The sequence below is a fragment of the Lentimicrobiaceae bacterium genome (assembly GCA_023227965.1).
In the GTDB taxonomy this organism is placed as follows: domain Bacteria; phylum Bacteroidota; class Bacteroidia; order Bacteroidales; family JALOCA01; genus JALOCA01.
In genome coordinates, this window is sequence record JALOCA010000006.1 from 51,033 (window position 1) to 68,087 (window position 17,055).

General features: G+C 37.7%; 9 protein-coding genes and 2 tRNA genes. 3 read left to right on the forward strand and 8 right to left on the reverse strand.

The window, feature by feature from the left end; all coding sequences use genetic code 11:
* Positions 1-19: 19 nt before the first annotated feature.
* The 7 genes from M0R21_03380 to M0R21_03410 form a co-directional block, all read right to left on the reverse strand.
* Positions 20-1,405, reverse strand: a complete 1,386-nt coding sequence (locus M0R21_03380) for a M56 family metallopeptidase (protein MCK9616857.1) — start codon at positions 1,403-1,405, stop codon at positions 20-22.
* On the reverse strand, positions 1,402-1,782 hold the full coding sequence (locus tag M0R21_03385; GenBank protein MCK9616858.1) for a BlaI/MecI/CopY family transcriptional regulator: 381 nt from the start codon (positions 1,780-1,782) through the stop codon (positions 1,402-1,404). Before M0R21_03385 ends, M0R21_03380 begins: the two co-directional genes overlap by 4 nt.
* 539 nt (positions 1,783-2,321) lie before the next feature.
* A complete protein-coding gene (locus M0R21_03390; protein MCK9616859.1) occupies positions 2,322-4,436 on the reverse strand; it encodes an AAA family ATPase in 2,115 nt (704 codons plus the stop codon).
* 109 nt (positions 4,437-4,545) lie between these two features.
* Complete coding sequence (locus tag M0R21_03395; GenBank protein ID MCK9616860.1) at positions 4,546-7,215, reverse strand: TonB-dependent receptor plug domain-containing protein; 2,670 nt, start codon at positions 7,213-7,215, stop codon at positions 4,546-4,548.
* Positions 7,216-7,539: 324 nt separating this feature from the next.
* Positions 7,540-8,268, reverse strand: coding sequence for a dipeptidase PepE (gene pepE / locus M0R21_03400; protein MCK9616861.1), 729 nt, complete (start codon positions 8,266-8,268; stop codon positions 7,540-7,542).
* Between the two features lie 150 nt (positions 8,269-8,418).
* Positions 8,419-8,502 (reverse strand) — tRNA-Leu (locus M0R21_03405).
* A gap of 44 nt (positions 8,503-8,546) precedes the next feature.
* A tRNA-Leu gene (locus tag M0R21_03410) sits at positions 8,547-8,630 on the reverse strand.
* Between the two features lie 111 nt (positions 8,631-8,741).
* Here M0R21_03410 and M0R21_03415 point away from each other — a divergent pair.
* From M0R21_03415 to M0R21_03425, 3 genes are all read left to right on the forward strand, one after another.
* The gene (locus M0R21_03415; protein ID MCK9616862.1) at positions 8,742-10,298 is read left to right on the forward strand and encodes a DUF4301 family protein; all 1,557 of its coding nucleotides are present in this window, start codon (positions 8,742-8,744) and stop codon (positions 10,296-10,298) included.
* A gap of 461 nt (positions 10,299-10,759) precedes the next feature.
* Positions 10,760-15,121, forward strand: a complete 4,362-nt coding sequence (locus M0R21_03420; protein MCK9616863.1) for a CusA/CzcA family heavy metal efflux RND transporter — start codon at positions 10,760-10,762, stop codon at positions 15,119-15,121.
* Between the two features lie 18 nt (positions 15,122-15,139).
* Complete coding sequence (locus tag M0R21_03425; protein MCK9616864.1) at positions 15,140-16,324, forward strand: efflux RND transporter periplasmic adaptor subunit; 1,185 nt, start codon at positions 15,140-15,142, stop codon at positions 16,322-16,324.
* A 35-nt stretch (positions 16,325-16,359) separates the two neighbouring features.
* Here M0R21_03425 and pdxH read toward each other — a convergent pair whose 3' ends face one another.
* Entirely contained in the window at positions 16,360-16,992 is a 633-nt protein-coding gene (gene pdxH, locus M0R21_03430; GenBank protein ID MCK9616865.1) for a pyridoxamine 5'-phosphate oxidase, read from the reverse strand.
* Positions 16,993-17,055: the final 63 nt, after the last annotated feature.

The following is a 17,055-nucleotide window of genomic DNA, read 5'->3' on the forward strand; positions in this document are numbered from 1 at the left end:
ACAACTTGATTTATAATTTTCAGTGTTTTACTCCATTTTTGGTAGTTACAACAATGGCACCGTTTTTGGCTTTTCGTCCATATTTTTTTACAGCATCCTCGCCTGAAATAACCCAGACATTGTCAATATTATCTGTATTAAAATATCTTCCATAAATCCATTTTCCGTTAAGGACATAAAAAACCTCCGGATTTTTGGGGTTTATTGCAGGTAAGTTTAAAAAAGATTGATGCGTTAGATCCTTATTGCTTTTGCTGGCAATGCAAAATGCAATAGCTGGTCTGATTTTTGAATCGGTAGTAGTAATTTTCTCCTTAATTATTTCGGAAGCTTCCATCAGTTTAACAACCTGCCCATTTACCATTAAACCCGTTTGATTCAAACTATCCATAATATGGTTACAATAAGTTGTATCCAAGCCTGGTATTCCTTTCCCTGAAGTTAAAAAGGCAACTGAAGAATTTTTTTTCGGTTTTTGGAAATCCTGTGTAATTTTGTTATTCGCAATTTGTTCAATCCCCTGTTTGATTTCAGGGAAGGCAAAGGCTTGCATCATCAGTGCAGCCAGCGGAAGAAAGAACAATGCTTTCAGCCGTGCCCAACGGTTTGATCTTTGTTTCTTTATCATGGTAATACGTTTTTTAATGTTACTGTGATTAAAGCTGTTGGCAAGAGTGAAGCGACTTGCGCCAACAGCTTTTTTAACTAATAATAATTGATATTTTGTTGTATCAATGCCTTGTTTAATAACGTTATGATCGGCTTCAAACTCATGAACCATCCGGATGTTTTTGCGGATAAACCATGCCACAGGATTAAACCATTGCAACATCACGAATAATTCCGAAGCCAGTAAATCAATATAATGAAATTCTGTTAGATGTGTTTTTTCATGGCAAAGTATTTCATTAGGATATTGCTGGTAATCGCTCTTCGAAATCACGATGTAACGGATAAAACTGAATGGAATCACATCCTGAGAGGTTATGGCAAGCAGTTGCTTCCCAAATTTTATTCGTTGCGACCTGCGAATAATTGAAAATACTTTAATACAGGAAAAAATAAATAGTAATAATTGCACAGCTACGCCTAACAAATAAATAACGGAAATTATTCCAAAAGAAGAAGTTGCTGTTTCCGGTTCCTGAAAAAGAAGCAAACCTTTCGTGGATAATATTTGCTCCGAAATAACAGTTCCTATTTTTTGTATCGGCATAACAATGGCATCATTTTCCCAGACTGGAAATGAAACAAATGGGATTATTGCGGATAACACAAGCAATGCCAGCAATATAAACCGGTTAAAATGATAAAAGGTTTCCTTGTTCAGCAACAAACGGTAAAAAGGATAAAATACCGCCAGGCAAATAGCCGATTTCAACAAGTATAAAATAAATGCACTCATGGCTGTTGCGTTTTTTGATTTTCGTTGCCTTCAATTTCACGGATGATTTCTTTCAGTTCGTCAACAGACAAAACTTCTTCTTCTATAAGCTCAGAAATCACTCGCTTATATGAATTTCCGAAGTACTTATTTATAAATCCTTTCAGCCTTTTGTTACGGTATTCTGTTTCCGAAATCAACGGATAGTACTGATAGGTATTTCCGTAAATTTTATAGCCAACAAAGCCTTTGACTTCCAGTGTTCGCACAATTGTAGATAAGGTATTAATATGTGGCTTAGGGTCTTCATATTGTTCCTGGATTTGTTTTACAAATAACTCGCCTTTTTGCCAAAAAAACTGCATTACTTCTTCTTCTTTTGCTGTTAAACGGTTCATAGTAGATTTTTTTTTGCAAATGTAACTATTGTTTTTAGTTTACAAACTATTTTTATTAGTTATATAACGATATTTTTTAGTTGATATTGCATATACCTCATTTTGCATGAAAAATAAGACCGTTGCAAAACAATGCGAGGGTCAGTTTTCTAAGTTTGGGTTGATAATTTTTTGATTTACGTGAATTCTCCGTCCGGAGGTGCTCTACCACGGACAACTTTTCATAAAAAATTAACATTCTACTAACGTTCATCGCACCTACAACGAAATGTAACATGCTGAAATATTACAAGAATGGTTTGTAACCTTAGGCAGAACTCAGGTTTTTAAAGCTTTATTTATTAGAAGAACAATTAAAAGCTCTCTAAAAATCATTTAGTTCAGGTTAAATTTCTTCAATTTTATTAATTGCCTCATTAAATGACGCAGTTTCGTGGATTCTACCTACCTCTGAAAGGGATGTTTATTCATTTGGTCAAGGCGCTAAGTCATTTTTCCCAGGCGCCAGGTCTTTACATTTACATATAAAATATTGTTTGTTAATTTTTTATCCCTTTTTCATCGCAATATTCATTCACAAGCTCAAGGATTTCTTTTCCGTATTGTTTCAGTTTTTTTTCACTCAATCCCTTAATTGATTTTAAATTTTCTTTCGTTTTGGGCAGCGTAACAGAAATTTCCCAGAGAACTTTTTGCCTTAAAATTTTATTTATATCAACATGCTGTAAAAAAGCTTTTTCCTGTCGCCATTCTTTCAAACGGTTGTATAAAATGAAGTGCGGCATTGATTGTTCTTCATCTTTAAATCCACTTTTTGCAGGCAATTCAATGGCAGCCGTTGCCCTTTCCTGGAGAAAATGTTTCATTTCGAAACCATTTGTAAGGCTTTTGAGGCAGGCTTGTTTCACTGCAAATTCTTTGGTGAGTTTGCTGGTAATTTCGCCAATGTTTTTCTTAAGTTCCTTGTTATCGGTGTCGAAAGTTGTTTTAAGCAAATTGTTGATAATAGAATTGCAAAGTTTTTCGTGAAAGTAAAAAGCAGCTTTTTTAATCCTTTCGCTGATGATTGCATCATTTTCACTGTTTGAAGTCTGACGGAACAGTTGTTTCAACTGCTTGCAGAATCTTTCAGCTACTTCGGAAATTTCATTCATTGCATCCGACAGCATACTCATTTTTTCGTTGTAGTTGCCGATTAGTTGAAATGAGTGTTCGTTGCAAAGCCTCACAAGCTGCCTTTGACGATTAATTTGCGTCTGAAAATTGAAGAGTTCGAGAAGAAGCTGAAGTTCGTATTGTTTGCGTGCATCGTTAAGTTCGCTAGTGCCGGGCTGGTGTTGTTCAACCTCGTCGGTAAACTGCAAAACAGTGGAATCGTTTTTAACGCTGAAGGCAGCAATAGGAGTCATCAGAACCAATCCTTCCAGTGTTTTGCAACGGCTAATTGCAACATAAACCTGTCCGTGAGCAAACGAATTGCGAGCGTCAATAATTGCTTTCTCGAAGGTAAGTCCCTGGCTTTTATGGATAGTGATAGCCCATGCCAGTTTTAGAGGATACTGCTCAAAGCTGCCAATTACTTCTTCTTCTATCTCTTTTGTTATTTCATTAAGTTTGTAGCGGCAGTTTTCCCACTCGGCTCGTTCTACCATAATAGACTCATCGTCGTCAGGACATCTTACTTCTATGGTTTCTTCGTCGAAACCGATAACTTCACCAATTTTTCCGTTGTAAAACCGTTTTTCGTGTGAGGTATCGTTTTTAATGAACATTACCTGGGCGCCTTCTTTAAGGATAAGATTAAAATCGGCAGGATAGGCATATTCGGGAAAATCTCTTTTTACAGTAGCTTCAAAGAAATGAGGTTTAAATTTTAATTTTTCCAGTCTGGTTTCGTTGATTTGTTTTGCCTGAAAATTATGGGTTGTCAAAATAATATATCCGTCTTTTTCGTCGGAAACAAAATCGGGGATATATCTTTTATTCAGAGTTTCCAAAGTTGACTCGTCGGTTTCGTTATGGCGAATCCTGTTCAAAAGTGAGATGAATTCTTGGTTGCTTTGGCGGTAAATATGAGTAAGTTCGATGCCTACAAAACCCGAATTGCGCAATGCACGGCTGCTGAAAAAGTAGCAGGTGTCGTAGTATTTTCCCAGCAAACTCCATTCGTCATCCTTCACCACTGGAGCAAGTTGCTGAAGGTCGCCTATCATCAGCAGTTGAACCCCTCCGAATGGGATGTTTCGGTTTTTGAACTTGCGAAGAACATCGTCAATGGCATCGAGAAGGTCGGCGCGAACCATGCTGATTTCGTCAATCACCAGCAGGTCGAGGCTGCGGATAATATTTATTTTTTCGCGACTGAAATGTTTTATTTCAGTAGGTTCAACTTCGGTTTGTCGCAGATTGTAATCTTTTGGAATCTGTGGACAAAATGGCATCTGGAAGAAAGAATGTATGGTAACGCCTCCGGCATTGATGGCTGCTACGCCAGTTGGCGCTACAACTACCATACGTTTTGGCGAAACTTTTTTCAAATTGTGTAAAAAGGTGGTTTTCCCTGTGCCGGCTTTTCCGGTGAGGAAAATATTTTGATTGGTATATTGTACAAAATCAAAGGCTAACTGAAGCTGTGGGCTGGTTTGGAAATCCATTTACAATGGTTTGAAAGAAGGGAACTAAAATACCAAATTCCTTTTACAATTCAGGAAATTTTTGCCTAAAAAAACTGGTTTTAATTTTTAAAAAATAAATATTTCCAGGCTACAACAAATGTAAGCTGCATCCCAGAGAAAATATCCTTGCACGGGGGCAAGAGTAATAGTCTATTCCGTCGGATACTTCGGGGTCTAATCCCTTGTATTTGGTAATAACAAAAGCATTTTGAACCGTTGTAAATACATCGAGGGCCACTTTGTGATTCCAGATTTTATCGAAGTGATAATTCAGCCTTATGTAGTCCATGCGTAAGAAAGAGGCATTTTCAACATAATAGTCTGAAAAAAACTGTGGATATAAAAAACCGGATTCGGTTACAGATTTATCTATGTTTTGCAAATAATTGCTCTCGTAAATTATGCCGTAAGCACTGTTTGAACTTATATTGTTATAAACATAATTCCCGATGTTTGCTCTTGCAGAAAAAGAAAAATTCCAGTTTTTATATGTAACATCGGAGGCAAATCCAATAATTATTTTGGGGTTGGAAGATTTATATTTATAATAATTATCAATATTTCCAGCTATATTTCCACCCTCACCACTTCGGTCAACATACATTCCTTCCATTGGTTTTCCATCAATATATCGCTGTTGTAACACAAAAAACGTATTTAAAGGATCTCCTGAACTGTAAATCATAATTTTATTTCCATAATAGCCAACAATTGTCCCGGTTTCATTTCCATAATAATCATATTCGTTATCTGTTTTAACTTCATTTTTATTATATGCCCCATTACAACTTACATTCCATTTCCAGTTTTTTGAAGAAATAATCTTTGTATTTAATACCAATTCAAAACCTGTATTCTTAATTTTTCCAAAATTTGCAGTATAATTTTCACCGCCAAATAATGTTATTATTGCAAATAATTTATCATTAACCTGGTTGTAGTAATTAGCCGAGCCTGTTATTTTATTTTTGAAAAAGCCAAAATCCATGCCAATGCTAAAAGTTGAAATCTCTTCATGCATCAAATTTTTACTGTCTTTTTGTTGCCATGCACCTGTTTTTCCATATTCTGTTTTTAGTTTCAAATCGGAAACAAAAGGAATGTTCTTCATAAAAGGTTCTTTACTGATTTCCCATGCTATAGCAGCAGCAGGTGTAAATACGTTACGGTTAGGGTCGTTAAATAATAAATTATTAACTGGTAAAAATATACTACCGTTATGTCCGTCAAATAACTTTGAAAAACCATCGTTGCGAAGAGAGAGACTAAGCGAATATTTATTTTTTAAATTATAGATAAGCCGCCCGAAAATGGCATCATACTTATTTTCTAACGATGCATAAGAGCTGTCGAATACCAAAAGGGGATAAGCCGTATTTCTTTCATAATTATTATAATTTATTTTAGTATTTTGGTATGTATAACCTGCTATAAAATCAATAGAACTTTTTAGGGGTTTGATTTTATGGGAGTAAATCAGGTTAACATCATAAATTTTATTTTCGGAAGTGTAATTTGTTCGTTGATATAAACCTTTAGCCATCGAATATGTCCATGCTGCAGTTGAGTCAACATCTTCTTTGATATTTTGTTTGTAATAATCATTGCCATAATTGAAAACTATATGTAAATCTGGTAGAAAATGCAGCATATAATCCAATTTAATATTTGTTATCCTGCTGTTAATGTCATTATACAGCTTTGTTTGCTTCAGTAATGAAACAGGGTTTGCAGTTGCCATAAGGTTAGTTACACCATCAATATTCCATGTATAATAGCCTCCATAATTATTGTTTTCATAAACCGGTTGCGTAGGGTCGAATTTAGCAGCACAGGCATATACGTTATCATTTGCGAGCCGGATTTCATCGTTTACAACATTATGATTCAGGCTTATCTTTAAATGATGATTGAAAAATTCGGGAGAGAGTGCAAGTCCGAAAGTATGACGGTTAATATTTGCGGTTTTTACAATACCGTCCTGGTTGAGATAACCTCCTGAAAGACGTAGAGGAACATTGAAAACAGAACCGGAAAAATTTAAATTATGATCCTGCCCGTAAGCATTCTGATAAATTTCATCCTGCCAGTTTGTATTTGCATTTCCAAGCAAAGCAATAGCATTTGGATTTTCTGAATATTTTTCGGTAACCAGGTTACGAAATTCATTTGCGGAAAAAACATCATATTTCTTTGGTAAAACCGAAAAAGAACCCTGGACAGTATAATTTACTGATAAATCTTTACCACCTTTTTTTGTTTCGATGATAATTACCCCGTTAGCAGCCTTTTCTCCATAAATAGCTGTTGCAGAGGCATCTTTCAATACTGTACACAATTCGATGTCGTTCGGGTTAAGATAAACCTGGCTATTATCCAAAACCACATCATTCACAACGACTAAAGGAGAAGAAGGATGAAAAGAACCATTAATTCCGTGATTTTGAATATTATAAACATTTCCAGGTTCGCCGTTTTCAGAACTTATTAACAGACCGGGAACTTTTCCTTGTATTAACTCATGGACTGAGATAAAGAAACCTTTATTAAAATCTTCTTTATTAATTATAACAATATTCCCTGTTACATTATTTTTATCAACAGTTTGATAACCAATATTAATTTTTTGGGTTTCCTTAATTGTGAGAGAATCTGTATTTTGCTGTGTTGACGTTGTTTTCTGTCCTGATACTACTGTAACCATCATACCAAACAAAACCAGACAAATAATTCGAGAAAATAGTAAGTTTTTTATCATATTATAAATAATTTTACTGTTTTTTCTAAAAATTGCTACTCATTGCCAATGAAAAAATAGCCCTAAGAGTTGGTAAAGTTATTTAATAATTTTTAATATGACCAAAAAAACAATAAAATTCTACAATAAAATTTTACATTAGTTTGTTACTGAATGATAGAAATTAACGATACAGTTACAATAATATGCAACCGTAGAAATTTGTAAAAAGGGAAAAGGGTAATCTACATGCAAAAAATTATTCCTGTTTCAAGATTAAAAAAATAAATTTGAATTGCTTTTTTCCGTTCAGCAAAGACTGTTAATTAAATGCAAAAAATATTCTTAATGATCTAATTTATGCAATAGGAAGTTGATATCACTACCTGGTGCAAATTCCCTGGGTTCTAAGCCAAACTGGAAAAATCGTAACGGGCGTTTTCCCAACAGGGAAATGGTAGCTTTTTCCACCATAAAAGCAGTAGCTTCGCGCAATCCTACAACAGAAACGCTTGGGTTAGCGGTAAGGAATTCCATTATACGGTCTTCGCGGGTTTCGCCTCCATGTCCATCGGGATGAGCATCAAGATAATGAGGGTTTATCTGGAAAGGAACCAAATTCAGGCATGAAAAATCGGGTGGCTGCACTATCGGCATATCATTAGTAGTTTTCAGCGATGGGCAGGCAACATTGGAACCAGCACTCCAGCCTACATAGGACATGCCTTCCAGTGCACGCTTTCGAATGGCGTCCATCAGTTTTTGGCGATGCATCTGGTCAACAAGACTAAAAGTATTTCCGCCACCAACAACCACAGCCTGAGCTTTTTCAACAGCTTTTACCGGCTCAGCCTTTTCGTGAACGGATTCGAGTTCAAATCCGAGTGTTTTAAAAATAGTTCGTACCTTTTCGGTATAAGCATCATAAGTGATTGTAACACCGGCATAAGGAACAAAAAGCACTTTTTTTACTCCAAATTTATCTAAAAAGCTTTTAATAATTTCTCTCGGCCAGCCAAGATATTCTTCGCCGGCATTGGTTGAATTACTTATCAATAAAAGATTACGTAGCATAGAAAATATTTTTAACAAAGGAAAGAAAAAATGGAGTAACCATCAACAAAGATGCGATATTTTGGCAAATCCTTTTTAAAACGAAATAATTTCAAAAACATATGAAAATAAAAAAACCTCTGTAAAACAGAGGCTTCGTTATACCTTCAGTACCCAAGACAGGACTTGAACCTGCACAGCCGTACGGCCACTAGTCCCTGAAACTAGCGTGTCTACCAATTCCACCACTTGGGCGTGGCAATAATCATTGTAACCAAGATTGGTTTCTTCATTAAAAGTGCCCAGGACAAGACTCGAACTTGCACATCCGTACGGACACCAGCCCCTCAAGCTGGCGTGTCTACCAATTTCACCACCTGGGCAAATGGGAGTGCAAATGTATAAATTTTATTAATATTTAAAATTTTCGCAGACTTTTTTACAACTAAAATTTTTTATAGTTTTGGGAAGATAAAAAACCAATCCTTCAAACTATGTTTACTGATATTGATAAGCAGCAATTTGAAAAGCAGAATATCCTTTTAACAACCATCGAAAAACAAATTGTACATTTCAAAAAAGGGTTTCCTTTTATCATTCTCGACCGTCCGGCGACGGATGACGACGGGATAAAAGCCTTTACGGAAAAAGAAGTCCATTTTTTTGCCTCTTTTTTTGAAACCATAGTTAAAAAAATTGATATCGTGAAGTTTGTACCGGCTTCGGGTGCTGCAAGCCGTATGTTTAAACACCTTTTTGAGTTCAGGGATAAGTTTAAAGGCACCGAAGAAAATATCCGTACATACTTTGCAGATGCTGGATTTAATTCCGTGTTTAACTTTATTGATCAGATAGAAAATTTTGCTTTTTACCAGGATTTGGAAACCGTTATGGCTTCCGCCGGACTCGATCTGAAGAAGAATATTAAAGATGGAAATTTGGTTCCTGTAATTTCATTTTTATTAGACGACAACGGCTTGGGCTATGCGAACCTTCCTAAAGGCTTGCTGAAGTTTCACCGCTACGGAAATTATTCCCGTACTTCCCTGGAAGAACATCTTGTGGAAGGAGCTAATTATTGTAAAAACAACGACAACACCGTTAAAGTACACTTTACCGTTTCGCCTGAACACCGGAAAAAGTTTGAAGTAAAGGTTGCTGAAGTAAAAAATACCTACGAAACGATGTTTCACTGCCAACTGGAGGTATCTTTTTCCGAACAAAAAACTTCCACCGATACCATCTCTGTGGATATGAATAACGAGCCTTTCCGCGAAAGCGATGGCAGCCTGCTTTTCCGTCCAGGTGGACATGGCGCACTTATCGAAAACCTGAATGACCTTGACGGGGATCTGATTTTTATTAAAAATATTGACAATATCGTTCCCGACAGGTTAAAAGCCCCGACTTTTCTTTACAAAAAAGCACTTGCTGGCTACTTGTTACAACTGCAGGAAAAGGCTTTTGAATACCTGGAAATACTCGATGATGGAAATGTGAATGAAGACGAGCTGGTATGTATGGCCTTGTTTGCAAGGAAAGATCTGAATATTGACTTGTGTGATGCTTTCGCAGAAATGGAATTCACAGAAAAAATTGATTATCTTTACACTATGTTCAACCGTCCGATGCGTGTTTGTGGCATGGTGAAAAACGAAGGAGAACCAGGAGGCGGACCTTTCTGGGTAAAAAACAGCGCTGGAGAAGTCTCATTGCAAATTGTGGAATCGTCGCAAATTGACTTGCAAAATCCTATACAAAAACAAATTGTAGATAAAGCCACTCATTTTAACCCAGTGGATATGGTTTGCTGCATCAAAGATTTTCGGGGGAAAAAATTTAATCTCCCCGACTTTGTGGATCCGGAAACGGGCTTCATCTCCATAAAATCCAAGGATGGGCGTAACCTTAAAGCTCAGGAACTTCCAGGTTTGTGGAATGGTGCTATGGCTGATTGGGTTACCATTTTTGTGGAAACACCCATCATTACTTTTAATCCGGTAAAAACGGTAAACGACTTGTTGCGCAAAGAGCATCAGGAAATAAACTAAATGATTTCATTCCTTTTTACTTATCATTACAAAATTATTTACTAATATTGCAACTTCGTTTGGTATAAATAATGAAGTGGTTTGCTTGCATATTAAGTTTTTACGTCATATTTTCATGTACGCTCTCGTGTGTGGACGATATTGTTCCATGCAGCAAAACCAAACATGCCACCGAAAGCCAAGCAGCGCACAGCCATAACTACCATGACCAGTGTTCTCCTTTTTGCGTCTGCGCCTGCTGCGGAACCATCGTAGAAGTCAATGCTTTAGCCTCACTTCCTTCTCCGGTAGAACAAATCATCTACTCCTCTTACATACTAAAAGAGAAAACTCTTTCCCCTGTAAGCTTCTCTATTTGGCAACCGCCTAAATTTTAAGCTGATAATATTTTATTTGTTTTGCATTATTTTCAGCGAAAGCTGGAATAAGTATTTTATTTATTAGCTTAAAATAAGTTTATTATGATAAATCGTATCATTGAATTTTCCATTAAAAACAAAATAATTATTGGGCTTTTTACCTTAGCCTTGATTGGCTGGGGAATATATTCACTTACCCGGCTTCCGGTGGATGCAGTCCCCGATATTACAAATAATCAGGTGCAAATCATTACAATAACGCCAGCACTTGCCACTCAGGAAGTTGAAAAGTATGTAACCGCACCCATAGAAATTTCGGTAGCAACCATTCCGGGGATCATCGAACTGCGTTCCATCTCTCGTTTAGGACTATCCGTTGTAACCGTGGTTTTTAAAGATAACGTGGATGGGTTTAAAGCCCGTCAGCAAATCAACGAACGGCTAAAAGAAGCGGAAGAACAAATTCCGGAAGGTGCAGGCACTCCTACCCTCGCACCAGTTTCTACCGGACTTGGAGAAATTTACCAATATGTTTTAAAAGTAAAAAAAGGCTACGAAAGCAAGTATAATCCAATGGAATTGCGAAGCATACAGGATTGGATTGTAAAACGGGAACTGCTTGGCACCGTGGGCGTAGCCGAAGTGAACAGCTATGGCGGTTTTGTTAAGGAATACGAAGTAGCCGTCAATCCAGAACGGTTGAAAAGCATTAACATCACCATTCCGGAAATTTTTGATGCCCTTGAAAAAAATAACGAAAATACCGGCGGTGCTTACATTGATAAAAAGCCCAACGCCTATTTTATCCGAGGAATCGGGATGGTATCTTCTTTTGAGGATATTGAAAAAATAGTGGTAAAAGCCAACCCTGACGGGATGCCCATTCTGATTCGCGACGTGGCAACAGTACAAATTGGACATGCCAACCGTTATGGTGCTTTTGTAGTGGATACCACCGGCGAGGGTGTGGGCGGAGTCGTCATGATGCTGAAAGGCGCAAACGGTTCGCAAGTTATTAAAAATGTGAAAGAACGCTTTGAGAAAGTAAAAAAGTCCCTTCCGGAAGGCGTTTACATTGAATCGTACCTCGACCGTACCGACCTGGTAAACCGTGCCATAGGAACTGTTTCCCGCAACCTGCTGGAAGGAGGCCTGATAGTGGTTTTCATACTGGTTTTGATGCTGGGAAATTTCCGTGCAGGACTGGTAGTAGCCTCCGTTATACCACTTTCTATGCTGTTTGCCGTTTCCATGATGAATCTTTTTGGCGTAAGCGGAAACCTGATGAGCCTCGGTGCTATTGACTTCGGGTTGATTGTGGATGGAGCGGTAATCATCGTAGAAAGTGTCGTCCACCGGATTACCAAAAGTAAAACCCATCACCAGGGAATGTTAAAACTTCCTATGGCAGAAATGGACCAGCAGGTAATGCAATCGGCAAAAAGAATGATGAGTTCGGCTACTTTTGGTCAGGTGATTATTTTGATAGTTTACCTTCCGATTTTGACCCTGGTGGGCATCGAAGGAAAAATGTTCCGTCCGATGGCTCAAACGGTTTCTTTTGCCATCCTCGGTGCTTTGATACTCTCGTTGACCTACGTTCCGGTAGCATCCACCTTGTTTCTGAGCCGAAAGCCCAAAATTAAAAAAGATATTTCCGACAAGATAATGGAAGTTATCCAAAAGGTTTTCCATCCGCTTGTAAGCTTTGCTTTGCGCAAAAAACATACAGTTGTTTTCATTTCTATTGCATTGCTCATTGGCAGCGTGTTCCTGTTTAACCGTTTGGGAGGTGAATTTATTCCAGACCTGGAAGAGGGCGACCTCGCTGCAGGGGTGATGACACTACAGGGTGGCTCGCTTACCAATACCGTGGAAACCGTAGAAAAAGCCAACGCTATCCTGATGAAAAACTTCCCAGAGGTGGAGCACGCCATCTGTAAAATTGGTTCTGCCGAAATTCCTACCGATCCTACGCCCATGGAAACAGGCGATTACATAATCGTTATGAAGCCAAAAAAAGAATGGACAAGTGCCAAAACCCGCGAAGAAATGACAAAAAAAATGGAAGAAAAACTTTCTGCATTAGCAGGTGTGGATTTCTCGTTCCAACAGCCGATTCAAATGCGATTCAATGAGTTGATGACCGGATCGAAACAAGATGTAGCCGTAAAAATTTTTGGTGATAATCTCGATTCACTGGTTAACGAAGGCAAAATGATTGAAAATCTGATATATAATATAAAAGGAATCGAAGACATTCAGGTTGAACAGGTTACCGGAGCACCACAGATTCATATCACCTACAACCGGGATAAAATTGCCCAGTATGGCTTAAACATAAGTGATATCAATCAGGTGGTTCGAGCTGCTTTTGCCGGAAGTGTTGCCGGAGTAGTTTTTGAAGAAGAAAAGCGCTTCGACTTGGTTGTGCGTTTCGAAAAACCGTTTCGCGAAAGCCTGGATAATGTTAAAAATATGTATATTCCTTTGTCTTCCGGAAAACAAATTCCGTTGGAAGAAGTAGCAACGGTAGAAATAAAAAATGGTACAGCCCAGGTTTCCCGTGAGGATACCAAAAGGAGGATTACCGTAAGCTTTAATGTCCGCAACCGGGATGTGGAGTCTATTGTAGCAGATGTTCAGAATATTATTGATAAGAAAGTGAAACTTCCACCAGGATACTATATTACTATAGGCGGAGAATTCGAGAATCTTATTGCTGCAAGAGCAAGATTATTGCTTGCCGTTCCTATTGCCCTTTTACTTATTTTTATTTTATTGTTCTTTACATTTCACTCACTAAAACAAACTCTTCTGATTTATTCAGCAGTGCCGCTGGCAGCCATTGGCGGTATAGTAGCACTCTACCTCAGAGGAATGAATTTCAGCATTTCGGCAGGAGTTGGGTTCATTGCGCTCTTCGGAGTAGCAGTACTCAACGGCATTGTGTTAATTGCCGAATTCAACCGGCTGGAAAAAGAAGAGGGAATTTCAGACATTTACGAACGGGTTTGGAAGGGCATCCGGGTACGTTTGCGCCCTGTAATCATGACAGCAGCCGTTGCCTCGCTTGGTTTTTTGCCCATGTCGATCTCAACGTCTGCCGGTGCCGAAGTACAAAAACCATTGGCTACTGTAGTCATCGGAGGGCTAATTTCTTCCACACTCCTTACTATTATCGTACTCCCGGTTCTTTACATTTTGTTTTCCAACAAGAAAAGTAAAAGAAGAAATATTCCCGGAATAGCCACCTGTATTTTGCTAATTGTAGGATTTTTCTTTTTTAGCCCTTCTGCTTTTGCTCAGAAGGCTCCTAAAGCTTACACTTTACAACAAGCAATAAATCAGGCAATAAATAATAACGGGAATGCAAAGGCAGCCGGTTTGGAAGTAAAATCGCAAAAAGCACTGAAAAAGACAGCCTGGGAAATGGGAAACACGCAGATTGATTATACTTATGGGCAAACCAATTCGGCAAAAAAAGATGATGAATATTCGCTTTCGCAAAGTTTTCATTTTCCGGCAGTTTATGCCACTCAGGTTCGCCTGGCAAATACCGGGATAACTTCCGCAGAAATCAAACAGGCAGCAACCAACGCAGAAATCATTTACCAGATAAAATCAACATACTATCAATTAGCCTTTTATCATTCAAAATTACAACTTCTGCGTAATCAGGATAGTATCTTCCTTGCGTTTGAAAAAGCCGCCCGTCTGCGTTTCGAAAAAGGAGAAACCAATCTTTTGGAAAAAATGAATGCAGAAACACAGGTTTTTGAGGTGCAAAATCAAATTAAACAGGCAGAATCCGACATCGAAATTTATAGTCTGAAACTGCAAACCCTTTTGGGTGAAAATCAACAGATAACAATTTTAGAAACAGAATTGCCTCATCTTCAAATTCCAGCGTCTGCAGACAGCACTTTACTTGACCAAAATCCGGATTTAGCCTATATGAAACTGCAAATTGAAGCAAAAAAACTGCAAATCAACGCAGAACGTTTTAAGCTGTTCCCGGAAATTTCCGTTGGATATTTTAACCAGTCCAACAAGGATATTTCGTCAGGCGAACGTTTTACCGGCATACAGGCAGGTATTTCCTTCCCTTTGTTTTTCTTTTCTCAACAGGGGAAAATTCAATCGTCGGCGATTAACCGCAACATTGCAGAAATAAATTACAATCAGGCATATACGGCTTTACACAATGATTATCAGATACTTATTCGTGAATATTGTAAAAACCTCAGCAACCTGCAATTGTATGAATCCAAAGCAGTGCCACAGGCTAAACAGATTATCATTCAGGCAGAAAAAGCTTATAAATCAGGAGAAATCGGATATATGGAATACGTTCAGAACCTAAAACAGGCATCAAACATAAACTCCTCTTATTTAGAAACTTTAAATGCCTGCAACCAATCTGTCCTTAGCATTGAACTTCTAACCGGAAAAATTAATTAACACTAAATATTTTATCATATGAAAACATATTTTTTTAATATACTTATAATTGCAGCATTTATCCTCTCATTCTCCTCTTGTAAAAATTCTACCGAGAAAGAGGAAAAACATGCAGAACATGAGGAACTTCCTGCAAACATAGTGGAAATGAATGAAGAACAATATGCTACAGCCGGTATCCAACTTGGCTTGGCGGAAGAACGTTCACTAAGCAACTTACTGAAAGTGAACGGTAATATCAATGTAACCCCGCAAAGCCTTGCTACGGTATCTGCTCCATTGGGCGGTTTTATTAAAAATACCAATCTTATTCAAGGCAGTCTGGTTACCAAAGGGCAGACACTGGCACTTATCGAAAACATCGAATTTGTAAACCTTCAGCAAAGTTATTTGGAAACAAAGGCAAAGTTTTCGTATATTACATACGAATACGAACGGCAAAAAGATTTGTATAAAGAAAATGTTAGCTCTGCCAAAAATTTCCAGCAAACAGAATCTGAATATAAAACGATTAAAACACAATTAAATGCTTATCAGCAAAAGCTAAGTATGCTTGGAATAGACGCATCCAAACTTAGGGAGGACAACATTAAAAACGCCATTTCGATTTGTTCACCAATAAATGGTTATATAAAAAATGTGAATGTAAACATTGGCAAATTTGTTAATCCATCGGATATTTTATTTGAAATTGTTAACACACAAAATCTTACCCTTGAACTAATTGTTTTTGAAAAGGATGTACAAAAAATATCTAATGGTCAGAAACTTAGCTTCTTTACGCCTGGAAAACCGGACATTCGCCACGAAGCAATTATTTATCAGGTTGGTAAAGCATTGGACGACGATAAAACCGTTACTGTTTACGCATCCATCAATCAGCCTTCAAAAGACTTAATTGCAGGCATGTATGTAAATGCAGAAATTGAAGTAAAGAATAACCAGGCACTTGCACTTCCTTCGGAAACCATTGTGCAGTTTGATGAAAAATTTTATGTGTTTGCATTTAAAGGGAAACGTATCGAAAATGGCAAGCAGATAAATGATTTTGAAGTGATAGAAGTAAAGAAAGGCATGGAAAACAACGGTTTTACCGAAGTTATCCTTCCTCAGGGTTTTGATTATAAAAATCGGAAAATTGCCATAAAAGGTGCTTATAGTTTGCTCTCGAAGCTAAAAAATTCGGGTGAAATGAGTTGTTAAATTCAACAAAAAAGATTGTTCCCTGGAAAATTTTTTCAGGGAGCAAGTCTTTGCAATTCCCAGCCATCCGGAATTTTTACATAAACAATCCTGTCGTGCAACCGGTTTGCCCTCCCCTGCCAGAATTCTATTTTCTCAGAAACCAGTATAAAACCGCCCCAAAATACCGGGCGATAATATGGTGCAGAGTGCGTTGACTGAAAAGCAGTTGCAAGGTCTTCAAGGTATTTCCTGTTTGGAACCACCTGGCTCTGTGACGAAACGATAGCACTTACCTGGCTATCAGAAGGTCGTTGGGCAAAATAGTCGTCGGAAGCCGTTTCCGAGAGCTTCTCTACCCTACCATCAATGCGAACCTGCCTTTCCAAAGCAGGCCACCAAAAAAGCAGGGAGGCATAGGGATTTGCTACAATTTCTGCCCCCTTCTGACTTTGATAATTTGTAAAAAATTGAAAACCTTTTTCATCAACTTTTTTAAGTAAAATCATTCGTACAGAAGGTTTTCCATCAGATGAAGCAGTGGACAAAGCCATTGCATTCGCTTCCCTTTTTTCTGCAGTAAAGGCTTCGGCAAACCATTCCTTAAACAATTCCATTGGGGCTGCTGGCAACTTTTTTTCATCTAAAACTCCCTTATTGTATTCTTTGCGTAATGCAGATAACATCATTTTTACTATTTTTGAAAATAATAACACAAAAAACTGCTCCTGGTTTTTAAAAACCGCTTTTTT